This is a genomic window from Paraburkholderia caribensis (assembly GCF_002902945.1).
GTDB classification, from domain to species: Bacteria; Pseudomonadota; Gammaproteobacteria; order Burkholderiales; family Burkholderiaceae; genus Paraburkholderia; species Paraburkholderia caribensis.
This window is the reverse complement of record NZ_CP026101.1, coordinates 2,683,842-2,709,188: the sequence shown is the minus strand read 5'-3', so window position 1 is coordinate 2,709,188 and position 25,347 is coordinate 2,683,842. Positions and strand designations below refer to the sequence as shown.

General features: G+C 63.2%; 23 protein-coding genes. 7 read left to right on the top strand and 16 right to left on the bottom strand.

What is annotated here, in order from left to right; all coding sequences use genetic code 11:
- Nucleotides 1–34 precede the first annotated feature (34 nt).
- The 13 genes from C2L66_RS12075 to C2L66_RS12015 all read right to left on the bottom strand — a co-directional run bounded on the left by C2L66_RS12075 (nucleotide 35) and on the right by C2L66_RS12015 (nucleotide 13,052).
- Nucleotides 35–340, bottom strand: a complete 306-nt coding sequence (locus C2L66_RS12075) for an urease subunit beta (RefSeq protein ID WP_007735637.1) — start codon at nucleotides 338–340, stop codon at nucleotides 35–37.
- 10 nt (nucleotides 341–350) lie between these two features.
- A complete protein-coding gene (ureA, locus tag C2L66_RS12070; RefSeq protein WP_006048588.1) occupies nucleotides 351–653 on the bottom strand; it encodes an urease subunit gamma in 303 nt (100 codons plus the stop codon).
- A 139-nt stretch (nucleotides 654–792) separates the two neighbouring features.
- On the bottom strand, nucleotides 793–1,596 hold the full coding sequence (locus C2L66_RS12065; protein WP_060599932.1) for a transporter substrate-binding domain-containing protein: 804 nt from the start codon (nucleotides 1,594–1,596) through the stop codon (nucleotides 793–795).
- Between the two features lie 231 nt (nucleotides 1,597–1,827).
- Complete coding sequence (locus C2L66_RS12060; RefSeq protein WP_060599934.1) at nucleotides 1,828–2,709, bottom strand: urease accessory protein UreD; 882 nt, start codon at nucleotides 2,707–2,709, stop codon at nucleotides 1,828–1,830.
- A 33-nt stretch (nucleotides 2,710–2,742) separates the two neighbouring features.
- Complete coding sequence (urtE, locus tag C2L66_RS12055; RefSeq protein ID WP_036003283.1) at nucleotides 2,743–3,435, bottom strand: urea ABC transporter ATP-binding subunit UrtE; 693 nt, start codon at nucleotides 3,433–3,435, stop codon at nucleotides 2,743–2,745.
- A 795-nt stretch (nucleotides 3,436–4,230) separates the two neighbouring features.
- Nucleotides 4,231–5,094, bottom strand: a complete 864-nt coding sequence (gene urtD, locus C2L66_RS12050; RefSeq protein ID WP_054928726.1) for an urea ABC transporter ATP-binding protein UrtD — start codon at nucleotides 5,092–5,094, stop codon at nucleotides 4,231–4,233.
- The gene (gene urtC / locus C2L66_RS12045) at nucleotides 5,094–6,281 is read right to left on the bottom strand and encodes an urea ABC transporter permease subunit UrtC (RefSeq protein WP_054928725.1); all 1,188 of its coding nucleotides are present in this window, start codon (nucleotides 6,279–6,281) and stop codon (nucleotides 5,094–5,096) included. Before urtC ends, urtD begins: the two co-directional genes overlap by 1 nt.
- Before the next feature lies 1 nt (nucleotide 6,282).
- Nucleotides 6,283–7,965 carry an urea ABC transporter permease subunit UrtB gene (gene urtB / locus C2L66_RS12040; protein WP_082433718.1) on the bottom strand — a complete coding sequence of 561 codons (1,683 nt, stop codon included), beginning with the start codon at nucleotides 7,963–7,965 and terminating at the stop codon, nucleotides 6,283–6,285.
- Between the two features lie 178 nt (nucleotides 7,966–8,143).
- Nucleotides 8,144–9,445 (bottom strand): urea ABC transporter substrate-binding protein, encoded by a 1,302-nt coding sequence (urtA, locus tag C2L66_RS12035; RefSeq protein ID WP_054928724.1) that lies wholly within the window; start codon nucleotides 9,443–9,445, stop codon nucleotides 8,144–8,146.
- Between the two features lie 484 nt (nucleotides 9,446–9,929).
- Nucleotides 9,930–11,402, bottom strand: a complete 1,473-nt coding sequence (locus C2L66_RS12030) for a DUF3443 family protein (protein WP_082670317.1) — start codon at nucleotides 11,400–11,402, stop codon at nucleotides 9,930–9,932.
- Entirely contained in the window at nucleotides 11,399–11,848 is a 450-nt protein-coding gene (locus C2L66_RS12025; RefSeq protein ID WP_060599938.1) for a DUF2844 domain-containing protein, read from the bottom strand. Before C2L66_RS12025 ends, C2L66_RS12030 begins: the two co-directional genes overlap by 4 nt.
- A gap of 207 nt (nucleotides 11,849–12,055) precedes the next feature.
- Nucleotides 12,056–12,379, bottom strand: a complete 324-nt coding sequence (locus C2L66_RS12020) for a rhodanese-like domain-containing protein (RefSeq protein ID WP_036003302.1) — start codon at nucleotides 12,377–12,379, stop codon at nucleotides 12,056–12,058.
- 19 nt (nucleotides 12,380–12,398) lie between these two features.
- Nucleotides 12,399–13,052: a protein-L-isoaspartate O-methyltransferase family protein gene (locus C2L66_RS12015; RefSeq protein ID WP_060599940.1), complete on the bottom strand. Its 654-nt coding sequence runs from the start codon at nucleotides 13,050–13,052 to the stop codon at nucleotides 12,399–12,401.
- Between the two features lie 298 nt (nucleotides 13,053–13,350).
- Between C2L66_RS12015 and C2L66_RS12010 the strand changes: the two genes are divergently transcribed.
- From C2L66_RS12010 to C2L66_RS11985, 6 genes are all read left to right on the top strand, one after another.
- Nucleotides 13,351–14,430, top strand: a complete 1,080-nt coding sequence (locus C2L66_RS12010; protein ID WP_054928720.1) for a LacI family DNA-binding transcriptional regulator — start codon at nucleotides 13,351–13,353, stop codon at nucleotides 14,428–14,430.
- Nucleotides 14,431–14,443: 13 nt separating this feature from the next.
- Nucleotides 14,444–15,931, top strand: coding sequence for a sugar ABC transporter ATP-binding protein (locus C2L66_RS12005; RefSeq protein WP_060599941.1), 1,488 nt, complete (start codon nucleotides 14,444–14,446; stop codon nucleotides 15,929–15,931).
- Nucleotides 15,912–16,925, top strand: a complete 1,014-nt coding sequence (locus C2L66_RS12000; RefSeq protein ID WP_060599943.1) for an ABC transporter permease — start codon at nucleotides 15,912–15,914, stop codon at nucleotides 16,923–16,925. Before C2L66_RS12005 ends, C2L66_RS12000 begins: the two co-directional genes overlap by 20 nt.
- 890 nt (nucleotides 16,926–17,815) lie before the next feature.
- A complete protein-coding gene (locus C2L66_RS11995) occupies nucleotides 17,816–18,781 on the top strand; it encodes a substrate-binding domain-containing protein (RefSeq protein WP_060599945.1) in 966 nt (321 codons plus the stop codon).
- Nucleotides 18,782–18,883: 102 nt separating this feature from the next.
- The gene (locus tag C2L66_RS11990; protein WP_054928713.1) at nucleotides 18,884–19,933 is read left to right on the top strand and encodes a sugar phosphate isomerase/epimerase family protein; all 1,050 of its coding nucleotides are present in this window, start codon (nucleotides 18,884–18,886) and stop codon (nucleotides 19,931–19,933) included.
- A 29-nt stretch (nucleotides 19,934–19,962) separates the two neighbouring features.
- The gene (locus C2L66_RS11985) at nucleotides 19,963–21,108 is read left to right on the top strand and encodes a Gfo/Idh/MocA family protein (protein ID WP_060599949.1); all 1,146 of its coding nucleotides are present in this window, start codon (nucleotides 19,963–19,965) and stop codon (nucleotides 21,106–21,108) included.
- 15 nt (nucleotides 21,109–21,123) lie between these two features.
- On the opposite strand, the gene C2L66_RS11980 is transcribed toward C2L66_RS11985, so the two are convergent.
- A complete protein-coding gene (locus C2L66_RS11980; protein ID WP_036003327.1) occupies nucleotides 21,124–21,381 on the bottom strand; it encodes a hypothetical protein in 258 nt (85 codons plus the stop codon).
- Nucleotides 21,382–21,506: 125 nt separating this feature from the next.
- Between C2L66_RS11980 and C2L66_RS11975 the strand changes: the two genes are divergently transcribed.
- A complete protein-coding gene (locus tag C2L66_RS11975) occupies nucleotides 21,507–22,895 on the top strand; it encodes a glycosyltransferase family protein (protein ID WP_060599951.1) in 1,389 nt (462 codons plus the stop codon).
- 64 nt (nucleotides 22,896–22,959) lie between these two features.
- Here C2L66_RS11975 and C2L66_RS11970 read toward each other — a convergent pair whose 3' ends face one another.
- Both C2L66_RS11970 and C2L66_RS11965 read right to left on the bottom strand, forming a co-directional pair.
- Nucleotides 22,960–24,132, bottom strand: a complete 1,173-nt coding sequence (locus C2L66_RS11970) for an ABC transporter substrate-binding protein (protein WP_054928711.1) — start codon at nucleotides 24,130–24,132, stop codon at nucleotides 22,960–22,962.
- A 67-nt stretch (nucleotides 24,133–24,199) separates the two neighbouring features.
- On the bottom strand, nucleotides 24,200–25,141 hold the full coding sequence (locus tag C2L66_RS11965; RefSeq protein ID WP_036003337.1) for a CysB family HTH-type transcriptional regulator: 942 nt from the start codon (nucleotides 25,139–25,141) through the stop codon (nucleotides 24,200–24,202).
- Between the last annotated feature and the right edge of the window lie 206 nt (nucleotides 25,142–25,347).

The following is a 25,347-nucleotide window of genomic DNA, read 5'->3' as shown; positions in this document are numbered from 1 at the left end:
GAGGTTCCCGAATGTTCGCGCGTCAGCACAGCGATCAGAGCTTGCCCATTACCTTGCCGTTGAAGCCATAGACGACGCGGTCGCCCGCCAGCGCGACGAGTTCGACCGTGCGTTCCTGGCCCGGCTCGAAGCGTACGGCGGTGCCCGCCGCGATGTTCAGGCGAAAGCCGCGCGCGGCTTCGCGATCGAATGCGAGCGCCGTGTTGACTTCGTAGAAGTGGTAATGCGAGCCGACCTGCACGGGCCGGTCGCCCGTGTTCGATACGGTGACCGTGACAGTCGCGCGGCCCGCGTTGAGTTCGAGTTCGCCGTCGTCGGTAATCAGTTCACCTGGGATCATGCGCGCCTCGTCACGGAATAGGGTGATGGACGGTCACGAGCTTCGTGCCGTCCGGGAAGGTGGCTTCGACCTGGATATCGGGAATCATCTCGGGCACGCCTTCCATCACGTCGTCGCGCGTGAGCAGCGTGGTGCCGTAGTGCATCACTTCGGCAACCGTCTTGCCGTCGCGCGCGGCTTCCATCAGCGCTGCCGTGATGAACGCGACGGCTTCAGGGTAATTGAGCTTGAGGCCGCGTGCGCGGCGCCGTTCCGCGAGCAGCGCGGCCGTGAAGATCAGGAGTTTGTCTTTTTCGCGTGGAGTGAGCTTCATCGCATTCGCTTATCGCATTCATCCTATGGCGCCCGCGTGAGCGAGAGCCGCGTTGGCCATTCCGGCGCTGCCTCGCCGCCGCCCGTCTCGCGCGCGGCGCATGGCCGCGTCACGATACCAGCTTCAACCGACGCACTGCTTACAGATCGGCGGGCAAGGGCGCGCTGAACCACTTCTTCGACATCGCGTTGAGCGTGCCGTCCTGCTTCGCCTGCGCGATGGCGGCATCGACCTTCTGTTGCAGGCGCGGCTCGTTCTTGTTCATGCCGACGAAGCACGGCGAGTTCTTGATGACGAACTTCGGTTCCGGGCGGCGCGGCGGATTCTTCGCGAGGATGGCGGCGGCGACGATGTTGCCTGCCGCGATCAACTGCACCTGGCCCGACAGGAACGCGGCGATCGTCGCGTTGTTGTCTTCGAAGCGCTTGATGGTCGCGTTCGGTGCCATTTGCGTGAGCGCGATCTCTTCGAGCGCGCCGCGCGTTGCGCCGACGGTTTTGCCCGTGAGATCGGCGGGGTTGCTGACCTTGATGTCGGCGGGACCGAACACGCCTTGATAGTACGGCGCGTACGGCGTCGAAAAATCGATGACCTTCTCGCGTTCCGGCGTTTTGCCGAGCGACGAGATCACGAGATCGACCTTGTTGGTTTGCAGATACGGGATGCGGTTCGCGCTGTTGACGGGCACGAGTTCGAGCTTCACGTTCATCGACTTCGCGAGCAGCGCGGCCGTGTCGATGTCGTAGCCTTGGGGCTTCAGGTCCGGGCCGACCGAGCCGAACGGCGGATAGTCTTCGGGCACGGCGACCTTGAGAACGCCTGCCTTCGTGATGTTGTCGAGCGTGTCGGCGTGGGCGAGGGGCGCGGCGAGCGTCAGGAGCGGCGTGAGCAGCAGGGCGGCGAGCCACGCGCGGCGCGGGCGATGTGCGGTCGTTTGGGTCATGTTGGCGATGAGCTTCGGCGTGTGATTTTTAGCGGGCTTCGCAACGCGCCTTCAATGCGGCGTTCGCGAGGCGCCATATGCAGCAAGGGCTATGCCATGCGGACCAGGCAAGGCTTTCCTGTAGCTTGCATGTGTCGTTGCACCACGTTGGCGCGTCGCGATGCCCGGAGATGGTGCGGCGGCGCGATGCGCTCAGGTTGTCTACTCAGATGGAGCGCTCAGCTAGATCGCTCAGGTAGACCAGATCCGCAGCGGCTTCGCGTCGACCTGATGCACGACAGGCCGCAACTGTAGCCAGCATTGGGTCAACGCATGCTGAAGCGTTTCCATCGATCGCGCGACGGCCCGCACGATCAGCACGCCGTCGCACACGCACGAGGCGGCGGCGCGAATCGAATCGTCGAAGGGCAACTGGGCGGTGAGCGTTTCGGCGAGCGCGTCGCTGCATTGCGGGCTGACGGCCCACAGCGTGCCGAATGCGGGGAAGCCTGCCAGACCTTGCGGCGCGTCGCGCAGCGGGTCGCTGGCGGCGAGCCTGGCGCGTTCGAACCACAGCGGCTGGCCATCGGGGCCGACGATGCGCGATACCGCGCGCAGACGACCCGCCGACCAGGTTTCGCCCGCGGCCTGCCGGCCGAGTTGCGTGGCGTCCCAGCCGAGTGCGGTGGCGCCCTCGTCGAGCGTCAGAGAGAAGTCGAGCGAAGCGTTGGCGTGATCGAAGACGATGTTGTTTTGCGGCAGCCAGTCGAGCCTGGCGTTTGCGCCGACGCGGATCGCGATGCGCTGTTGTGCGGCGCGGCCATTCGACTTGTACCACTTGGTTGCGCCGGGCGTGGTGAGTACGGCGTGGGTCTGCGCGTCGAGGCGGATGTCGATATCGAGCCGGTCGCCGCCCGCGACGCCGCCGGGCGGATGCACGATGACGGCGTGGCAGATGGACGGCCCTTCGGGGTAGAGCGGGCGTTGCAGGCGCAACGGGCCTTCGTGCAGGCGATGGGCGAGGGTGGTTCGCTCGCCGTGTCTGGCGAAGCCGAGTTCGAGCCGCGCGCGCCATAGGGCGTGCGATGGGTCGTCGATGGTGGCGAGCGTTTCGTGAAGTTCGTGAAGCGACATGCGGCGAGGATAGCAGCTAACGATGGCTTGCCGTTATACCGTGATCAGCGTGCGTACGCCGTCGTTGTCCATGTCGGCGCCTTCGCCGCCCGCGATGATTTCGCCGCGGCTCATGACCCAGTAGCGGTCGGCGATGGCTTTGGCGAAGTCGTAGTATTGCTCGACGAGCAGCACGGTCAGGCCCATTTCTTCGACGAGTTGTCGGAGGGTTCTTCCTATGTCCTGGATGATGGACGGTTGGATGCCTTCTGTGGGTTCATCGAGGATGAGCAGTTGCGGTTCGCTCATGAGTGCTCGCCCTATTGCGAGCTGTTGCTGCTGGCCGCCTGACAGGTCGCCGCCGCGGCGGGCTTTCATGTCCTTCAGGACCGGGAATAGTTCGTAGATCCGGTCGGGGATTTTTTTCGGTGCTTTTTTGCTGGCTGCGCCGACTAGCAGGTTTTCTTCTACTGTTAGTCTTGGGAAGATGTCTCTGCCTTGTGGCACATATGCTAGTCCTTGCGCTACGCGCGCGTGCGGGGCCAGTTTTGTTATCGGCGTTTCTCGCCATCTGATTTCGCCAGTCTTGATGGGGACTACGCCCATTAAGGTTCTTAGCAACGTGGTCTTGCCTACGCCGTTTCGCCCTAGCAGTACCGTTAGTTTTCCGTCTGGGACTGTTAGCTTCACGTTCCGCAGGATGTGGCTGCCGCCGTAGTACTGGTTCAGGTTTTCGACTTCAAGCATTTTGTGTGTCCTTTTTTGCTCGTTGGCGAGCGGCAGGTGGTTTGGACTTTGCGCTGACATCCGCGTTTTGCTTTTGCTTTCGCTGGCATCCGCGATGCGTTATCTAGCTTCACGCGTCGCCCCTGTGCGGGGCGGCACCTACTTTTCTTTGCCGCCGCAAAGAAAAGTAGGCAAAAGAAAGCGGCTCACACCGCCAGTGCTAGTTCTTGCCTGAGGGCCCCCAAAGGTTCTTACACTTCACACGACAACCACGTGACCTACGTCCGTTGCTAACACTCTGAATGCACGCCTCACCCGCTTCAAGCCCCCACGTCACAGCCCACCGCGCCAGACAGTCCACCGCCGCCCAGGTGGCAAACTGTGTGTAGGCCGTAGTGCTTCGCACGCTTCACTCCGGACCGATATCGCACGCCTCCCACCCTGTAAGAGCGCTACCCTATACGACGCGACAACCTACACACAGTTTGCCACCTGGGCGGCACATATGATTCGCTGCCGCTTGCCCGAGTACGGCTATTTGAAGCGGGTGAGGCGCGGATTCAGCGCGCTGGCAACGCGCACGTGCAAGGGCGCTGGCGTGTGAAGTGTGGGGACGTTGGGGGCCCGTGGGTAAACGTCAAGAATTGGCGGTGTGAGCCGCTTTCTTTTGCCTACTTTTCTTTGCGGCGGCAAAGAAAAGTAGGTGCCGCCCCGCACAGGGGCGACGCGTGAAGCACGAAAGCAAATCGCGGATGCCATCACAACGCAACCACCTGCAGCCCACTCAAAAGCCCGTTGCAAACGAAGAAAACTCATTCAACGCCCAAGATAACTCTCAACCACAGCCGCATCACGTTTAACGTCATCAAGCGTCCCTTGAGCCAGCACCCGTCCCTCGGCCATAACAGTAACCTTCCCGGCATCGCCGGCCAACGCAGCCACAAACTCCATATCATGCTCAACGACCATCATGGAACAGGTCCCACGCAAGTGGTTAAGAAGAGCAGCCAGTTCCATAGTCTCATCATCTGTCATGCCAGCCGCAGGCTCATCGAGCAACAACAACGCGGGCTGCTGCATCAACAACATCCCAATCTCGAGCCGCTGCTTCTGCCCATGAGAAAGCTCACCAGCAGGCCGCAACGCCTCGCCTTCCAGGCGAATCAACGACAACGTCTCTTCAATTCGCGCTTGGGCCGCCCTATCCAGCCGCGCGCGTAACGACGCATACCAACCCTTATCGGTCTTCATGGCCAGTTCGAGGTTCTCCCACACGGGATGCTGCTCGAACACAGTCGGTTTCTGAAACTTGCGCCCAATCCCTGCACGCGCAATAGAAGGCTCATTCATCCGCGTGAGATCGATCGTCTGCCCGAGAAACACCTTGCCCGAATCGGGCGAAGTCTTCCCGGTAATCACGTCCATCATCGTCGTCTTGCCGGCGCCATTCGGCCCGATAATGCATCGCAACTCGCCCACATCGATCGACAGCGACAACGCATTCAACGCGCGAAATCCATCGAACGAAACCGTCACGTCTTCCAGATAGAGAATCGCACCGTGCGACACATCGATCTCGCCAGGCGTGACCACACGTCCCATCGACGCCACGCCGGAAAGCGCGCGGCCATCGTGTTCCTCGGGAAGCGAAAGATCGGGAACCATCGGGTTCTCATTCATCAGCGGTTCCTCCTGCGCGTGACGAGCTCGACGAGCCCCATGATCCCGTTCGGCAATAGCAACGGCACGAGCACGAAGATCAAACCCAGAAAGAACAGCCAGTACTCGGCAAAATAAGCCGTGAAAAAGCTCTTCGCGCCATTCACCGCGAACGCGCCGATAATCGGCCCGATCAGCGTGCCGCGCCCGCCCACCGCCACCCAGATCGCCATCTCGATCGAGTTGCCCGGCGACATCTCGCCCGGATTGATGATGCCGACCTGCGGCACATACAGCGCGCCCGCAATCCCGCACAACACGGCCGACACCGTCCACACGAACAGCTTGTACGCCAGCGGGCTGTAACCGAGGAACATCAGACGCGTCTCGCCGTCGCGCACGGCCGTCACGACACGCCCGAGCTTCGATGTCACGATCGCGCGCGCGCCGATGAACGCGAGCACGAGCACCGCGAACGTCAATAGAAAAAGCGCCGTCCGCGTGCCTGCATGCGTGATCGGATAGCCCGCAATCCGCTTGAAATCCGTGAAGCCGTTGTTGCCGCCAAAGCCCGTCTCGTTGCGATAGAACAGCAGCATCGCGGCGAAGGTCATCGCCTGCGTGATGATCGACAGATACACGCCTTTCACGCGCGAGCGGAACGTGAAGAAGCCGAATACCCACGCGATCACAGCCGGCACCAGCACCACCAGCAACAGCGCGTAGCCGAGATGCTGCGTGCCCTCCCAGTACCACGGCAACTGATGCCAGTCGAGAAACACCATGAAGTCGGGCAGATCGCTGCCGTACTTGCCGTCATGGCCGATCGCGCGCATCAGGTACATGCCGATCGCGTAGCCGCCAAGCGCGAAAAACAAGCCGTGCCCGAGGCTCAGGATGCCGCAGTAACCCCACACGAGATCGAGCGCGAGCGCGGAGATCGCATAGCACATCAGCTTGCCCGTCAGCGTCATCGCATACGCGGACAAATGGAATGTGCTGGTTTCCGGCAGCACCAGTGCCGTGAACGGCACACCCAGTCCGATCGCGATGATCAGCGCGATCAGGCATTGCCACGCGCGCCGCGACAGCAGGGCAGGGCGCGGCGGCAGGCCGAGCGCGAAACCTTCGAGGGACTCGCGTTCGCTCGCCTGAGCGTCGCCGCGTGCCTCGACGGAAGTGGTGGCGGAAGAAGACGCGGATGTCATGTCATGCCTCCGCGCTGCGGCCCTTCAGGGCGAACATGCCCTGCGGACGCTTCTGGATGAACAGCACGATCAGCACCAGCACCGCGATCTTCGCGAGCACCGCGCCCCAGAACGGCTCGATGGCCTTGCTGACCAGCCCCAGCCCGAAGCCGCCGATCACCGTGCCCGCCAGCTGCCCGACGCCGCCCAGCACGACGGCCATGAACGAATCGATGATGTAGCTCTGCCCGAGGTCCGGACCGACATTGCCGATCTGCGACAGCGCGCAGCCGCCCAGCCCGGCGATGCCCGCGCCGAACGCGAACGCATACGAATCGACATACGCGGTCTTCACGCCGACGCACGCGGCCATGCGGCGGTTCTGCGTGACGGCGCGCACGAACAGGCCGAGCCGCGTCTTCGTCAGCACGGCCCACGCAATCCCGACGACGATCAGCGAGAACGCGAGAATCGCGAGCCGGTTGTACGGCAGGATCAGGTTCGGCAGCACCGTGACGCCGCCGCTCATCCACGAAGGGTTCACCACTTGCACGTTTTGCGCGCCGAACAGCATGCGCGTCGCCTGGATCAGGATCAGGCTGACGCCGAAAGTGGTCAGCAGCGTTTCGAGCGGACGTCCATAAAGATGCTTCAGCACGAGCCGTTCGAGCACGATGCCGACCAGCGCCGCCACCGCAAACGATGCGGGCACAGCGATCAGCGGATACCAGTCGAACGCGCCGGGCATGTAGCGCTGCACGAGGTTCTGCACGACATAGGTTGCATATGCCCCGATCATCAGGAACTCGCCGTGTGCCATGTTGATCACGCCGATCAGCCCGTACGTGATCGCAAGGCCGAGCGCGGCGAGCAGCAGCACGCTGCCGAGCGACAGCCCCGCGAACAGCGTGCCCGCGATCTCGCTGCGGCGCTGGATCGAATCGAGCGCGTCGATGCCCGTCTGCGCCGCCTCGCGCACCTGCGCGTCGCTTTCGGCGAAGGTGCCGTCGGGCTTCTTCGCGACGAGCGGGCGCAACAGTTCGTACATGTCGAGATCGTGCCGCGCGGCGACCAGCTTCACCGCTTCGAGACGCTTCGCCGCATCGGTGTCGTGCAGCGCCGTCATCGCCCAGAGCGTGTCGAGGCGCTTCTTCAGCGCCGGGTCGGTTTCCCTGGCGCGCGCTGCGTCGATTTGCGGTTTCATCGACGGATCGGGACTTTGCAGCAACGCGGCGATCGCGGCGGCGCGCTTCGCCGGGTCGGTCGAATCGAGTTGCAGGCCCGACAATGCGCCCGCGACTTTCGAGCGCAGCAGATTGTTCAGCGTGACTGGCTGCGCGTCGCCTGCGGCGACGCTCTTGCCCGTGACGGCGTCGCGCGCGGTGTCGCCGTCCTGGATCAGCACGGCGCCGCTATCGGTGGCGAGCGCGCTGTCTTCGGATAGCGCCTTCAGCAGCGCGAGCGACGGCGCGTCGTGGTTCGCGATCAGCTTGTCGATGGCGGCCGACTTCGCATCGAAGTCGTCGCCGGCGAGCGGCGCGACCTCTTCGGCCGTCAGTGCATGGGCGCTCGCGGGTGCAAGCACGGCGAGCGCCGCGCCCAGCGCACACGATGCGGCGGCAATGCGCACGCGCGCGCGCATGCCGCGCAGCGTGTCAGCGCAGCGGGCCTTGAGCGAAGCGAGCGTGGAAAGTGAGTACGCCATAGTGGTCTTGAGTGAGAAGCCTGCAGGCAGGCGCGCGATGCCCTCGCACGAGAAGCGGCAAGGGCATCGCGCGCTTGCGTGGGCGCGCCGGATGGCTCGCGCGAGGCGAGCCGGCGGCGCGTTGCGCAAGCCGGTGCGTCCAACTGGTGCGACACGCCGGCACGTTGCTCATGCCACGTTATGCGACGCGTGAGCGGCGGCGCAGGAACTCGGGAATCGAGCTGACGACATCCGGCTTGCCCTGGTTGCCTGCGATATACGGGCTCCACGGCTGCGCGCGAATGGCGGTCTTGGTCTTCCACACGACGTTGAACTGGCCGTCCGCGCGCACTTCGCCGATCATCACCGGCTTGTGCAGATGGTGGTTGCCGTCCATTTCGAGCGTGAAGCCCGACGGCGCCGCGAACTTCTGGCCGACCATCGCGACGCGCACCTTGTCGACATCGGTGCTCTTCGCTTTTTCGACGGCCTGTTTCCACATGTGGATGCCGACATAGGTCGCTTCCATCGGGTCGTTGGTCACGCGCTTCGTGCCGCCCGGCAGGTTCTGCGACTTGACCCACTCGGCCCATTGTTCCTTGAACTTCGTGTTGTTCGGGCCCTTCACCGACATGAAGTAGTTCCATGCCGCGAGGTTGCCGACCAGCGGCTTGGTGTCGATGCCGCGCAGTTCCTCTTCACCGACCGAGAATGCGACGACGGGCACGTCGGTCGCTTTCAGCCCCTGGTTGCCGAGTTCCTTGTAGAACGGCACGTTCGAATCGCCGTTGACGGTCGAGATCACGCACGTCTTGCCGCCCTGCGAGAAGGTCTTGATGCTGGCGACGATAGTCTGATAGTCGCTATGGCCGAACGGCGTGTAGACCTCCTGGATGTCGGTCTCCTGGACGCCCTTGGATTTGAGGAACGCCCGCAGGATCTTGTTCGTCGTACGCGGATACACATAGTCGGTGCCGAGCAGGAAGAAGCGCTTGGCGCCGCCGCCTTCCGCGCTCATCAGGTATTCGGTGGCGGGGATCGCCTGCTGGTTGGGCGCGGCACCCGTATAGAACACGTTGCGCGACATCTCCTCGCCTTCATACTGCACCGGGTAGAAGAGCAGGCCGTTCAGTTCCTCGAACACGGGCAGCACCGACTTGCGCGACACCGACGTCCAGCAGCCGAACACGCAGGCGACCTTGTCCTGCGTCAGCAGCTGGCGGGCTTTCTCGGCGAACAGCGGCCAGTTCGAAGCGGGATCGACGACCACCGGCTCCAGCTTGCGGCCCATCACGCCGCCGCTTGCGTTGATCTCGGCGATCGTCATCAGCGCCGTGTCTTTCAACGACGTCTCCGAGATCGCCATCGTGCCCGACAGGGAGTGCAGGATGCCGACCTTGATCGGGCCGCTGCCCGACTGGGCGTGCGCGAAAGGAACCTTGCCCGCGAGCGCGAGCGCGCCCGACATGGAGCCGAGCTTCAGCAGACTGCGACGTTTCATGTGCTTCCCCTTGCCATAGATGGTGTTGAGTGGCGGACGAACGGCGTGCGTCCAATTGTTTGCGTTATGTGTGCAGGCGCTTGCGGGCCGGATACTGCAAGGCATATGCCAACTGCGCGGGAGCCGCTTCAATACACGCTTCGCTTGCTGCAAGGCGGCTCGATGCCGGTGCGGCATCGTGTGGCGTTATGCGCTTTGAGCGCGAAAGCGGTGCACCACGGGTGCGCGCGCCTCGTTCGGGTGCGCGCCGCGCTGCAACGGAGCGTGCGCCGCGATTCCTCGGATGGGTGGGCGCGACGCCGGTGCATCGCCGCTGCGCTGTTGTGCACGGACGTGCGGCTACCGGTGCTGTAGCGCCTGCCGACGTGAGCGATGGGAAGGTGAAAGAAACGGATTGAGCGGCGCGGAAGAAGTGAAAACGGCGGACAGGCTGAGGTGCCTGTCCGCCGTTTTGGTATGCACGCGTCGCGAAGTACGCGGCCGGTCAGAATGCTACGTAGGGTCCAGTCTGGGTGCCCGCTTTCATGCCGCTTAGCGCTGTGTAGACGTTCCGGCCGTAGAAGAACGGCAGACCCCACATGAGTTGTTGCGAAGAATACCCGCCAAGATTGTCGTGCGCGGCATAACCGAGAGCGAACAGGTTGAGCGAATTGGCAATCGAGAAGGCTATTGTGGAATTCGCATTGCCTGTGTTCGAGAGCAATGTGGCGCTCATGCTTTGTGTCGTGCTGGGCGCGAACCAGTGGGCGTCGTCGGGCGTGACGGGTATCGTTCCATCTGGAAGGAACAAGGCATTTGATCCGCTATCGAGGTAGCTTGGCATCGTGCGTCCCTTGTAGCTGGTCGAGAACATGCCGCGGTCCGTGACAGCGAGGAAAGTCGCCTTGGCGGGCAACGCGTTGTTGTCGCGCGTGCCGATACCGAATACCAGTTCGCCTGTGACGCTCAGCTGACCCATCGACGGCAGTGCGGGCAGGCGGATGATCGTGCCGTTGTTGTCGGTGGCGAAAGCGGTGACGGGGTTGGCCGTCTGCCTGTCGAGCGGCACACTGGCTGGCGTGCATGACCAGGGTGTCGGGCAATAGTAATAGTTGGGTGCAAGCGCTCTGCTGGCCGCTTCCGGATAGTCTTGCGCCATATGCCCGATGCCGACGATACCGTTCGCGCCGAGATCTTTGACGGTGTTCAAGCCCCGGCCACGCGATGAGCAGTCTTGCGGTGTCCATGTCGCAAACGTGCTGTCGCCGATCAACTGAATAGAAATGCCGCTTGCCGTCTTCTTGCCAATCGTGACATCGGCGGCTCGCATTGAACCCCATGTAAAGCCCGACGCGAACAGTGCGCACTGCGCGATGGCCGCCTTGCCGGTGCTGTCGTTGCTGGCGCCCGTCTGCATCGGCAGCTTGCCGGCGAACGACGCGTCGAACGCAGACGCGATGACGCGCACGCCGACCGAGCCCGTATCGAGCAGCATGTGATCGACGGTCGCGCATTGGGACGCGCCTTGCTTGCCCGGCGCGCAGAACGTCACGCTGACGTAGGGCATGTTCACGACCCGATAGTCCGTGTAGTCGCTAAAGATGTTGATGGGCACAATGTTGTCTGCGACAGGGGCGGGCGGCGGCGTGTCGTTGTTGCCGGATGTGCCCGTCCCGCTGGCCGGCGTGACGGCGGCAGGCGTGCTCGCCTCCGAAGGCGCACTGGCTGGCTCAGTCACGCTCGCAGGTTGAGCCGCGCTCGCGCCGGAAGGCGCGCTGGCATTGGCTGGTGCGCTGGCGGGCGGGGCGGGTGGGGCGGGCGTTCCTGCTGGCTTGGCAGGAGCGTTATTGGTCACGGGCTGGTGGGAGCCGTTGTCGTCGCCGCCTCCGCCGCCGCAAGCGGTCAGCGCGACGCTGGCCGCGACCAGCACGGCGAGAAGAGGGCTACCGGAAGTGCAATGCGAAAAGAACTTCTTCATTGCAGGTCCTCAACCTTCACCTTGGCAGGCACGAGCCGCGGCACATAGGCGCGTCCCGCGAAGGCGCCCTGGTGCCCGACCGATTCGATCTGCAGGTCGCCTTCGCGCCCGATCAGCGGACCCGTGCCGCGCGCGTGGCTTTGTCCCGCATTGACGAAATTGAGGAAATAACTGCCGAGCAGCGCCCGCATGTCCGGACGCGTCGGTCCTTGCCACGTGACCGCGAAGACGACGTTCGCCGCCGAAGCATATTCGCGGACGGTGACACCGTCGGACGTTTGCGATTCGTGAACGGTATAAGACGGCGAAGACGTCGCGCCGGATGCGGCGGCGCGCAGCATGGATTGCGGCGTGCGAGTATCCGCCGACGGCGCCGCGCCGAGTGTTGCGTGACAGACGAGGGGCGATAGCAATGCCAACGCCGCCGCGATCCTGATCGATTTCATAGTGTCGCGCCCTTGAAAGGAAACGCGCTATGTTGTTCGATGGATAATCAGGATGGCGTAGTAATGCTCCTAATCCGTGCCTGAGATTTCTGGATTTGCGAAGGAAACATCTGACGCGGTCCGCCGCAGAGCCAAACAGCATGCACAAACAAAAACGCGCCGGTGAATCACCGGCGCGTCAATGCAGCAAAGTGCAGCGAACGGCGCTCAATAAGTCGGCACGGAAGGATCGACCTGACGCGACCACGCGTCGATGCCGCCGTACAGGTTGAACACGTCCTTGTGGCCGCGCGATTCGAGGAACATCGCGACCTGCGCGCTGCGCGCGCCGTGATGGCAGATGCAGACGATCTGCACGTCGTCGTCGAGTTCTTCGCTGCGCGCGGGAATCTCGCGCATCGGAATCGACACGCTGCCGGCGATCTTCGCCGTTTCGATTTCCCACGGTTCGCGCACATCGAGCAGCACGGGCGCCGGGCGGGATTGATCAGCGAGCCATTCGGCGAGGGCGGAAGCGGTCAGGTTTTGCATCGTCGGTCTCGCGTGGTGCTCAGAACTTGAAGCGCGGCGCGTGCACGGCGTTCTGCAGCGGCTCGACGTAGGTTTCGAACACGTCGGCGATGCGGAACTGCTTCTCGTCGACGCGCGTGATGATCTGCGCCTTCATCACAGGCGCGGTGCCGACGAACGCGGCAAGACGGCCGCCCACCTTCAGCTGCTCGAGGATTTCCTGGGGCAGCACGGGCAGGCCGCCCGACACGCAGATCACGTCGTACGGGGCGGCTGCGCCCCAGCCGCGCGCGCCGTCGCCCGTCGCGACTTCGGCGTTCAGCACGCCGTTCGCCGAGAGGTTTGCCTTGGCCAGCGCGGCCAGTTCCGGCTCGATGTCGACCGTCAGCACATGCTGCGCGCGATGCGCGAGCAGCGCGGCCATGTAGCCCGAGCCCGCGCCGATCTCCAGCACGCTCTCGTGTTTCTTCACCGCCAGTTCCTGCAGCACGCGCGCCTCGATACGCGGCGCGAGCATGTGCTGGCCGGCGGGCAGCGGAACTTCGAAATCGACGAACGCCAGCTCGCGATACGCGGCGGGCACGAAGTTCTCACGCTTGACGATCGACAGCAGATTCAGCACGTCCTGGTCGAGCACTTCCCAAGGACGGATTTGCTGTTCAATCATGTTGAAACGCGCTTGTTCGATGTTCATGATCAATTCGGCGGTGTGGTTGAGACGCGGGCAGCGGGTGTATTGGGGGACCACTGCTCCCATTGGATGTTGCCTGGGCTGTTATCACCGGGGGTAACCCGGAGGGTGTCACTCGTTAACTGCTGCGAAATTGTACCAAACCACGCGCCGATGCCGCCCTGTCGCGGGCAGGTCCATCCCGCGCGGACGGATTTCCGTGCGCGCCGCGCCTCCGTGAAAGTCCCTACGAAATGACACTTGCGATTCGCGCCGGTGTCGCTCAAAAATGTAATCGATTACATTCTCGGAGCGAGAACCGGTGGACAAACCGTCGCAACGTGACCCGCAAGCGCAGCCGTCCGGCGCGGCCGAGCCCGGGATTCGGGGCTCCGCACGTGCCGCATCGGAAGGGCTGTCGATTGCGGGCGTCGCCGAGCAGGCGGGGGTGTCGGTGGCGACGGTGTCGCGCGTGCTGAACGGGCATTCGAACGTGCGTCCGGCGACGCGCGACAAGGTGCTCGCCGCTGTTTCGACGAGCGGCTACCGGGTGAACGAACTGGCGCGCAATCTGCGCACCGCGGAAAGCCGCCTGTTGCTGACGATGGTGCCCGACGTCGGCAACCCGTTCTATGCGGAAGTGATTCGCGGGATCGATTCCGTGGCGCGCCAGCACGGCTATTTCATGCTGTTGTGCGACACGGGCGCCGATGCGGGCCGCGAGCGCAGCTATTTCGACCTGCTGCGCCGCCGCCGCGCGGACGGCGCGATCTGCCTCGACCCGGCCACCGTGCAACAGGCGCTTGCCGAGGAATCGAACGCACTGCCGTGGGTGGCGTGCTGCGAGTTCGATTCATCCGTGGGCGTGCCGTACGTCGGCATCGACAACTACCGCGCGGCGGGCGACGCGGTGCGCCATCTGCTGGCGCGCGGCCACCGGCGTATCGCGCTGATCAATTCCGACGATCACTACCTGTACGCGCAACAGCGCCAGCAAGGTTATCTGGACGCGTTGCGCGACGCGGGCATCGCGGTCGACGAACGCTGGCGCCAGAACGTGAACAGCCTCGACTACGAGGCGGGCGCCTCGGCGGCGGCGCTGCTGATGACGCAAACCGACGCGCCGACGGCCATCTTCGCCGTGTCGGATACGCTGGCGATCGGCGTAATCGCGGGCTTGCGCAGTGTCGGCAAGCGCGTGCCCGACGACGTTGCCGTGGCGGGCTTCGACGACATTTCGCTTGCCGCGCAGATCGATCCGCCGTTGACGACGATCGCGCAGCCGATGCGCGAGCTCGGCGAGACAGCCGCGCGCCTTCTGCTGCAACGGCTCGCCAATCCGCGCGAGCACGTGCCGGGCGTGCTGCTGCCGCATCGGCTCGTGGTCAGAAAGAGCGCTTGAGAGGGAAGCCGCGATGAGCCTCGCCGTCCGATTCGACGATATCCGCAAAGACTTCGGCCCGGTGCGCGTGCTGCACGGCGTGAGCTTCGATCTCGCGCCGGGGCGCATCTACGGTTTGCTCGGCGAGAACGGCGCGGGCAAGTCGACGCTGATGAAAATCCTCGCGGGCTACGAGACGGCCACCGAGGGCACGGTGCTTGTCGACGGCCACGCGCAGCGCTTTGACGGCTCGCGCGACGCGGAAGCAGCGGGCATCGTGTTGATTCATCAGGAGTTCAATCTCGCCGAGCATCTGACGATCGCGCAGAACATGTATCTCGGTCACGAGAAGCGCAAGGGCATGTTCGTCGACGACACGGCGATGCGCAGCGAAGCGAAGCGCTATCTGGAGCAGGTCGGCCTGCACAAGCATCCGGACACGAAGGTGCGCGATCTGATCGTCGCGGAAAAGCAGATGGTGGAGATTGCGAAGGCGCTGTCACGGCGCGCGCGGCTGCTCATCATGGACGAGCCGACGGCGACGCTCACGCCGTCCGAAACCGAGCGCCTGTTCGCGCTGATGACGAAGCTCAAGGCCGACGGCGTGACCATCGTCTATATCTCGCACAAGCTCGACGAGGTCGAGCACATCACCGACGAGGTGATCGTGATGCGTGACGGCCGCTTTGTCGCGCGCAGCGAGACGGCGCTGCTGGCGCGTCAGCAGATGGCGAACCTGATGGTGGGGCGCGAGCTGTCCGACATGTTCCCCGACAAGACGCCGCCTGCGCGGAACGCGCCGATCGCGCTGCACGTGCAGCATCTGAGCGTGCCCGAGTGGGTTGACGATCTGAGCTTCGACGTGCGCGCGGGAGAAGTGTTCGGCTTTGCGGGGCTGGTCGGCGCGGGGCGTACGGAGGCGTTCGAGGCGATCATCGGATTGCGCGAGCGCACCTCGGGCACGATCGAAATCGCCGGACGCAAGGCCGCTCTGCACAGCCCGCGCGACGCGATGCGGCGAGGTCTCACGTATCTGAGCGAAGACCGCAAGGGCAAGGGGCTGCATGTGAACCTGAGCCTGCAGGACAACCTGACGCTGATGACGCTCGAACGCTATGCGAAGCCGCTGCTCGATCTGAAGGCGGGCCGCGACGCGCTGACGAAAGCCGTCCGCGAGTTCGGCATCCGCACGGGCGATCTGGGCAGCCGCGCGCGCATGCTGTCGGGCGGCAACCAGCAGAAGCTCGCGCTGGCCAAGTTCCTGCAGCCGAATCCGGATGTGATCGTGCTCGACGAACCGACGCGCGGTGTCGATATTGGCGCGAAGCGCGACATCTATTTTCTGATTCACCGGCTTGCGTCCGAAGGGCGGGCCGTGGTCGTCATTTCATCCGAACTGATCGAGCTGATCGGGCTGTGCCATCGCGTCGCGGTGATGCGCGCGGGGCGCCTGCAGGCGACGCTCGGCCTTGACCATCTGACTGAAGAGGAGTTGATCGCACATGCGACCGGCACACACTGACACTGCGCCGGCAGGGCGCGCGATGCGGATCGCGCATCGATTGCATGGGCTTGGGCCGCTGGCGGGGCTGATCGTGTTGTGCATTGCGGGGACGCTGCTGAATCGCGATTTCGCGACTGTCGACAACATGATGAATGTGCTGACGCGCACGTCGTTCATCGGGATCATTGCTGTCGGTATGACGTTCGTGATCATTTCAGGTGGGATTGATCTTTCTGTTGGGTCGATGGCGGCGTTGATCGCGGGCAGCATGATCTGGTTGATGAATGCGCTTGCCTCTGCGCCGGGCGGGCATGCGTTTGCGCCGCTGACTATTGTGCTGATCGGGATTGCGAGTGCGTTCGTGCTGGGTGGCGCGTTTGGATGCGCGCATGGGTTGTTGATCACGAAAGGGCGGATCGAGCCTTTTATTGTCACGCTGGGGTCGCTGGGTATTTTTCGCGCTGTGTTGACGTGGCTTGCGGACGGCGGTGCCTTGACGCTCGATAACAATCTTTCCGATCTCTATGGGCCGGTCTATTACGCGAGTCTGTTCGGGGTGCCTGTGCCGATCTGGGTGTTTCTCGTCGTCGCGGCGGGCGGTGCGCTCATTCTTAACCGCACGGCGTTTGGGCGGCATGTGCAGGCGATTGGCTCGAATGAGCAGGTTGCACGATATGCCGCGATTCGCGTTGATGTCGTGAAGATCGTTACTTATGTGTTGCTTGGGGTTTGTGTCGGCGTGGCGACGGTTTTGTATGTGCCCAGGCTTGGGTCTGCTACGCCCACTACTGGGCTTTTGTGGGAGTTGGAGGCGATTGCCGCCGTTGTGGTTGGCGGGACCGCGCTCAAAGGCGGGGAAGGGAGAGTTGTTGGCACCGTGATCGGTGCGGTTCTGCTTTCTGTGATTGCCAATATTCTTAATCTCACTAGCATTATTAGTGTCTATCTGAATGCTGCTGTGCAGGGGATTGTGATTATTGTTGTTGCGTTTTTGCAGAGGGGGCGGAGATGAATGAGGGCGTGGTTTTGCCTTTGCCTTTGCTTTTGCTTTTGCTTTTGCGGCGGCAGGGTGGGCTGCTTTCGCTTTCGCTTTCGCTTTCGCTGGCATCCGCGATTTGCTTTCGTGCTTCACGCGTCGCCCCTGTGCGGGGCGGCACCTACTTTTCTTTGCCGCCGCAAAGAAAAGTAGGCAAAAGAAAGCGGCTCACACCGCCAGCCCTTGACCTTTGCCCACGGGCCCCCAACGTCCCCACGCTTCACACATCAGTGCCGTGGCTAGTGCCCGTTGCCAACGCTTCGAACAGATGCCTCACCCGCTTCAAATACCCGTACTCGGGCAAGCGGCAGCGAATGGTATGTGCCGCCCAGGTGGCAAACTGTGTGTAGGTTGTCGCGTCGTATAGGGTAGCGCTCTTACAGGGTGGGAGGCGTGCGATATCGGTCCGGAGTGAAGCGTGCGAAGCACTACGGCCTACACACAGTTTGCCACCTGGGCGGCGGTGGACTGTCTGGCGCGGTGGGCTGTGACGTGGGGGCTTGAAGCGGGTGAGGCGTTTATTCAGAGTGTTAGCAACGGACGTGGGTCACGTGGTTGTCGTGAGAAGTGTAAGAACCTTTGGGAGCCCTCAGGCAAGAACTAGAACTGGCGGTGTGAGCCGCTTTCTTTTGCCTACTTTTCTTTGCGGCGGCAAAGAAAAGTAGGTGCCGCCCCGCACAGGGGCGACGCTTGAAGCACGAAGGCATAGCGCGGATGCCAGCGCAGAGCCAAGCAAACCAAAACCAAAACCAAAACCATACCAACAACAAAAGCAGTTGCAACAGCGTTTCAACACGGAAGGAACCAAACCAGAAGCAAACCAGAACCAGAACCAGAACCAAACCATCCAGTCAGGAGACATATCCATGAAACAGACGATTCGAGCGGTAGCCGCCGGGATGCTGGCGCTGAGCATAATGTGCCTGGGCACAGGCGCGGCGCACGCCGACGAGAAAGTCACCCTCGGCGTAGCCATCCCCACAGCCGACCACGGCTTCACCGGCGGCATCGTCTGGTGGGCCAACAAGGCAAAAGCAGATCTGGAAAAAGCCCACCCCGATCTGAAAGTGATCGTCAAAACGGCAGCCAACGCGCCGGAACAGGCGAACCAGCTACAAGACCTGGTGACGGTCAACAAGATCAACGCGCTAGTGATCTTCCCGTACGAATCAGCATCCCTAACCCAACCCGTCGCGCAGGTGAAAAAGAAAGGCGTCTACGTAACCGTGGTCGACCGGGGCCTGACCGACACGAGCGCGCAAGACGCCTACGTCGCTGGCGACAACACCGCCTTCGGCAAGATCCCCGCCGAGTACCTCGCAAAAGCTCTCGACGGCAAAGGCGACATCGTCGCGCTGCGCGGCATCCCGACAACGCTCGACAACGAACGCTGGACCGCCTTCACCGGCGTCCTGAAGAACTATCCGAACATCAAGATCCTCGACGCAAAATACGCCAACTGGAACCGCGATGACGCATTCAAGGTCATGCAGGATTACCTGACGCGCTTCAAGCACATCGACGCCGTCTGGGCAGCCGACGACGACATGGCCGTCGGCGTAATCAAGGCAATTGATCAGGCCAAACGCAGCGACATCAAGATCGTGTTCGGCGGCGCGGGCTCGAAAGGCATGGTGAAGAACGTCATGGACGGCGCGCCGCTCATCAAGGCCGATGTGTCGTACTCGCCGAAATTCATCTACGACGCCATCAAGCTGACAGCAGAGGCGCGTCTGAAAGGCGACAAGCTGCCCGCCACGACGATCATTCCTTCCGTGCTCATCACGAAGGAGAACGCGAAGGAATTCTACTTCCCGGATTCGCCGTTCTGAACGCAAACATGCTTTAGCGCGGCGCTGCCCTTCGCGTGATCGTCGCCACGACACGCGCAAGGCGGCGCCGGTTCGACGCAGTTATCCATCGGGAGCAGCACGATGAAAACGATCAAAGGGCCGGCGATCTTTCTCGCGCAGTTCATGGGCGACAAAGTGCCGTTCGACAACCTCGCGCATCTCGCGCAATGGGCCGCGAGTCTCGGCTTCAAAGGCATTCAGGTGCCCGCCGATCCGCGCCTCGTCGACCTCGAACAGGCGGCGTCGAGCCAGGACTATTGCGACGATCTGCTGGGCGTCGTCACCGACGCGGGCGTCACCATCACCGAACTGTCGACCCATCTGCAAGGGCAACTCGTCGCCGTCCATCCCGCGTATGACCTGCTGTTCGACGGTTTCGCCGCGCCGCACGTGCGCGGCAATCCCGCGGCGCGCACCGAATGGGCTGTGCAGCAGATGAAGTGGGCCGCGAAAGCATCGCAGCGTCTCGGGCTGAACACGCACGTGTCGTTTTCAGGCGCGCTCGCGTGGCCGTATATCTATCCGTGGCCGCAGCGTCCCGCCGGTCTCGTCGAAGCGGCCTTCGACGAACTCGCGCGCCGCTGGACGCCCATCCTCGATGCGTTCGACGAAGCAGGCGTCGATGTCTGCTACGAACTGCATCCGGGCGAAGACCTGCACGACGGTGTGACGTTCGAACGGTTTCTCGCAGCCGTGAAAGACCACCGGCGCGCGAACATCCTGTTCGATCCGAGCCACTACGTGCTGCAGCAACTCGACTACCTGGCGTTCATCGACATCTATCACGAGCGCATCAAGGCTTTTCACGTGAAGGACGCCGAGTTCCGTCCCAATGGGCGGCAGGGCGTGTACGGCGGCTATAGCGGCTGGGTCGAGCGCGCGGGGCGCTTCCGCTCGTTGGGCGACGGGCAGATCGACTTCGGCGCGATCTTCTCGAAGATGGCGCAATACGATTTTCCGGGCTGGGCCGTGCTCGAATGGGAGTGCGCATTGAAGCATCCCGAAGACGGCGCGCGCGAAGGCGCCGAGTTCATCAAGCGGCACATCATTCGCGTGGCCGACCATGCATTCGACGACTTCGCGGGCAGCGGCGCGGACGACGCGCAACTGAAACGCGTGCTCGGCCTGTAACGCTGACCGTCGAACAGGAGCACCTCACGATGACACGAAGACTCAGGCTGGGCATGGTCGGCGGCGGGCAGGGCGCGTTTATCGGCGCGGTGCACCGGATCGCGGCGCGCATCGACGATCGTTTCGAACTGGTGGCGGCCGCGCTCTCGTCCGACCCGCAGCGCGCGCAGGCCAGCGCCGACGAACTCGGCGTCGCGCGCAGCTACGCGAGCTGGGACGAGATGGCGCGCGCCGAAGCGGCGCGCGGCGACGGCATGGACGCCGTGTCGATCGTCACGCCGAATCATCTGCATGCGCCCGTCGCGACCGCGTTTCTCAACGCCGGGATTCACGTGATCTGCGACAAGCCGCTCGCGATGACGCTCGCAGAAGGCGAAGCGCTCGCGAAGCTCGCGCGTGGCAAGAACCGGCTTTTCGCCCTGACGCACACGTATTCGGGTTATCCGATGGTGCGCCATGCACGCGAGCTGGTCGACGCGGGTGAGCTGGGCGAGGTGCGCGTCGTGCAGGTCGAGTACGCGCAGGACTGGCTTGCGAAGCCGATCGAACTGACGGGGGAGAACCGCCAAGCGGTGTGGCGCACCGATCCGAAGCAGGCAGGACGCGCCGGATGCCTTGGCGATATCGGCACGCATGCCTATCACCTCGCGGCGTTTGTGACGGGCATGCTGCCCGTCAAGATCGCCGCTGAATTACATACGTTCGTCGAAGGGCGCCTCGTCGACGATCACATTCAGGCGATGTTGCGCTACGACACAGGCGCGCGCGGCATGCTGTGGGCGAGCCAGGTGGCAAGCGGCGCGGAGAACGCGCTGCGTTTGCGCGTCTATGGGACGAAGGCGGGCATCGCGTTCGATCAGGAGAACCCGAACGAACTGTTGTTCACGCCGCTGGGCGGGGCGACGCAAAGGCTTACGCGCGCGCGCGTCGACAGCGCCGTGGCGCGGCACGCGACGCGCGTGCCGGCGGGGCATCCCGAGGGTTATCTCGAAGCGTTCGCTCAGCTTTATAAGGATGCGGCGTTGCAGATCGAAGCCATCGACGCGGGGTTGCCGCTGCCGCCCGAAAGCCGTCTGCTGACGACCGTTGACGACGGCGTGGCCGGACTGCGGTTCATCGATGCTGTGTTCGAAAGCGACGCGAAGCTGGAGTGGTCGCGTGTCGGGAACGGTTGACGTCCACGATGCGATTCAGCCCTTACTGCGTTTGATCTGCTCCTCGAATGCAAGATCGAGCTTGCTTGCCTTGCGTGGTTTCGGCGGCCCGAAACCGTCGACGAACTTGACGAAGTCTTCGAGCGGCAGCGGATCGGACACCTTCTGATCCGTGCCGCTCGACTTGTCGACGAGATAGAACAGTCCGCCCGACAGGCTGACCGCCGCAAAGCGGGGGTTGCCGCTGCGGGTCTTCAGCCGTTCGACGGCATGGATGGCTCGGGTCGTGCGCATGATTCGATGGTGCCGTGCAGTGCTTGAGTTTTTAAGATTGCTGCATGATTCTACGACGTATACTCGCGCGCCGTTATCCGATAGCGGTCGCGCCACTTGCGTAGAACGTCGAAACAATGCCCGCCATGTCTTCAGTCAAGGAAACACTCGATGCGCTTGCCCATGCACCCGACGATGCAGAAAAGCTGCGAGCCGTCTGCGTCGCGCTGCTGCACGAGATGCGTGACGACGAACTGCTGAGCTTCACCGAACGCGCGCTCGCGATCGAGCCGCGCGATCTGCATTTCGTCAACTGGCGCGCGTATGCGTTGACGCTGCTCGGCCGCCATTTCGATGCCGTCGCGACGTGGCGCAACTATGCGGCGCTGCCGTGGCAGCCCGCGTACTACAAGATGAGCCTTGGCCAGAGTCTCGTGATGTCGGGCGACGTGGAGCGCGGCATTCCGATGCTGCACGACGCATGGCGCACGGCCGCCGCGGGCGGCGACTGGTTTGCGCGCAAGGCCGAGCATCTGTACGGCGAGGCGCTGTTGCGCACGGCGCGTCCCGCAGGCTTCGAGCCGTGGCTCGCCCGCAATGACAGCGACAGCGGCAACTATCAGCCGGTTGATATTGCGCCCTGGTCTGGCGAACAGGACTTGCGCGGCAAGCGCGTGCTGATTACGCATCAGATGGGTTTTGGCGACCAGTTCCTGCTTTTTGCCAATGTCGCGCAATGGCGGGCCGCAGGCGCGCAATTGATGATCACGTGCGATGCGCAGTTGCATCCGCTGCTGCAGGCGTCGCTGCCCGATTGCCACGTGGTGAGCGCGCCGCGTCCGTTGCATCAACGTGGTCCGTTGCCGGAACCGCTGGCCAGTCAGGTACGCGAGTTCGCGCCCGATTTGCATGCGACGCTGCTGCATTTGCCGTTGCTCGCCGCGCAGCAAACGCCGCTGCCGGCGCCGTTTTTCCCGGCTTATCTGCGCGCGCCTGAAGCGGCGCGCGAAGCCGCCGCCGGATGGGCGCGCGAGTTGCGCGCGGCGCAGCCGGGCAAGTCACTGATCGGTATTTTCTGGGACTGCAACCAGCGCCACGCGCACGAGGTCGGCGCAGTGATGCGCTGCTCGGCGATCCGGCGCAGCTTGCCGTTGACGGAAGTCGATCACCTGGTGACGCATCCATCGGTGGCGGCGAAGCGGCATTTCGTGAGTCTGCACCATCCTTCCGTGCAGGAGTTCGCTGGCATGCCGTCGGGCAATATCAGCGTGTATGGGCCGGGGATCAAATCGTTTGCGGAGACGGCCGCCTGCATCGAGCAACTGGATGCCGTCGTGGCCGTCGATTCGGGCGTCGCGAACCTGAGTGCGATGCTCGGCAAGCTGACCGTCGTGCCGCTCAATGTGGCAAGCGAATGGCGTTGGGGCGTGGAAGGCGATACGTCGCCGTGGATGGCGAATCTGAAGCCGCTGCGTCAGACGCTGATGGGCGACTGGCGCAGCGTGGTGGATGAGGCGATCGGGTTTTTGTCGTAGCGGCGTGGCGGCGGGGCGGTGCGCGCCCCGTTCGATGCCGCGTCGAGCCAGAATTACAAAGCGTTCACTGACTCAAGTACGTAAACTTCCCACCCTTGATAATCCCCATCACGCTGGCGCGCTGATCGAGCCCGACGTGATCCTTCGCGCTCGTATTCACGACGCCGTTCGGCACCACCAGCTCATGCGCGTGCTCGAGCTCGGTGCGCAACGCCGCGCGAAACTCCGGCGTGCCCGGCTGCGCCGTCTTCAAGGCGCGCGCCACGGCATCCTGCAGACGCGGATATACGCCCGCCGCATCGCCCGCGAACTGGGTGACGGTGTTCGGCCCATACTGCGCTTCATACGCGTTGACGAACGCCAGAGCCGCCTTCTTCGCCGGATGATCGGCAGGCAGCGTGCGCGCCACGACGACCGGCTGCGTCGGGAACAGCGTCCCCTCGACATCCTTGCCGCCCAGCTTGATGAACTCCGGCGTCGCGATGCCGTGCGTCTGATAGATCGCGCCCTTGTAACCGCGCTCGACGAGCGTGCGCTGCGGCAGCACCGTCGGCGTGCCCGCACCCGCGATCAGCACGGCATCCGGCTTCGCGGCGATCAGCTTCAGCACCTGGCCCGTGACGCTCGCATCGGTGCGGTTGAAGCGCTCGGTCGCCACGACCTGAATATGGCGCAGCGCGGCGAACTTCGTGAACTCGTTGAGCCAGCTGTCGCCATAGCTGTCCGCGAAACCGATGAAGCCGACCGTCTTGATGTTGTGATTCGACATGTAGCGCGTCATCACATCGGCCATCGCGCTGTCCGTCTGCGCCATCTTGAACGCCCAGACCTTCTTGCCTTCCTGCGGCTCGACGACGCTCGCGGAGCCGATCAGCGTGATCATCGGCGTCTGGCTCTCGGCGACGGGATCGAGCGCCGCCATTGCGGCAGGCGTGATGTTGGGGCCGACGATCACATCGACGTGGTCTTCGTTGATCAGCTTGCGGATGTTGCGCACGGCATTGCCCGGATCGGAGCCGTCGTCGAGGATGATGTACTGCGCGTTCTGACCGGCAATCGTCTTCGGCCACATCAGCATCGCGTTCTTGCTGGTGATGCCGATCGTGGCGGCGGGACCCGTGCTCGACAGGTCGATGCCGACCTTCAGGTCCGCGTGCGCGGCGGTGGCGGCGAACAGCGCGCCGATCGCGGCGGCACGCATCAGGGTGCGTTTGAATTTGTTCTTGTGCGACGACATGCGAAAGATCTCCTACCGGATAGCGTGGCTGTTGTTATAGCGGATCAGTTATAGCGGATCAAAAACCTCAAAGCTCGTACGTTTCGTGATCGCCCTTGAGCGCCTGCTCGATCAGCTTGCGGTTCATGTTCGGCGACAGCAGCTCGACGAGCGTATACACATAGCTGCGCAGATACGCCCCCTGCTTAAGCGCGACACGCGTCACGTTGCTGCCGAACAGATGCCCGACGGGCATCGCGCGCAGATGTCGGTCGCGCTCGGCGTTGAACGCGATGTCGGCCATGATGCCGACGCCCAGCCCCAGTTCGACATAGGTCTTGATCACGTCCGCGTCGATCGCTTCGAGGACGATGTCGGGATGCAGGCCGCGCAGGCGGAACGCTTCGTTGATCTTGGTGCGGCCGGCGAACGCGTTATCGTACGTAATCAGCGGATATTGCGTGAGGTCGTCCAGCGACAGCTGCTTGCGCTCCAGCAGCGGATGGTCGGCGGGCATCACGGCGAGATGATGCCAGGTGAAGCAGGGCAGCGACACCAGCTCCTTATAGGTCGAGATCGCCTCCGTCGCGATCGCCACGTCCGCCTGATCGTGCAAAACCAGTTCGGCCACCTGGGTCGGGCTGCCTTGCAGGATCGACAGGTGAACCTTCGGAAAACGCTTCTTGAACTCGGCGATGGCGGCAGGCAGCGAGTAGCGCGCCTGCGTGTGCGTGGCGGCGATCACGAGATTGCCCTGGTCTTGTGCCGCGTAATCTTTACCGACTCGCTTGAGGCTTTCCACTTCCTGCAGAATCCGCTCGACGGACGCCAGAATGATCCGGCCCGGTTCCGTCAGCGAGCGCACGCGTTTGCCGTGCCGGGTGAAGATTTCGACGCCTAGCTCGTCCTCCAGCTCGATGATCGCCTTCGAGACGCCCGGCTGGCTTGTATACAGTGCCTTCGCGGCTTCCGTCAGGTTGAAATTCTGACGCACGGCCTCGCGCACGAAGCGGAACTGATGCAGGTTCATATATAACCTCGCCGCATATCAAAAGAATTTTTTAGTCGTTTGAAATATAAGGCGAGTTTATTACGATTTGTCCAGTTTTTCCAATATGGATATCTGTTTTTGTCATTAGCAAATGAGTGATGCGTCTAAACGGCTGGTCGCCGTCTCACTCAAAGCAGACTGATGAAGACAAATCCGAACCGCGGCGTAACCGGAACGCCGCGTCG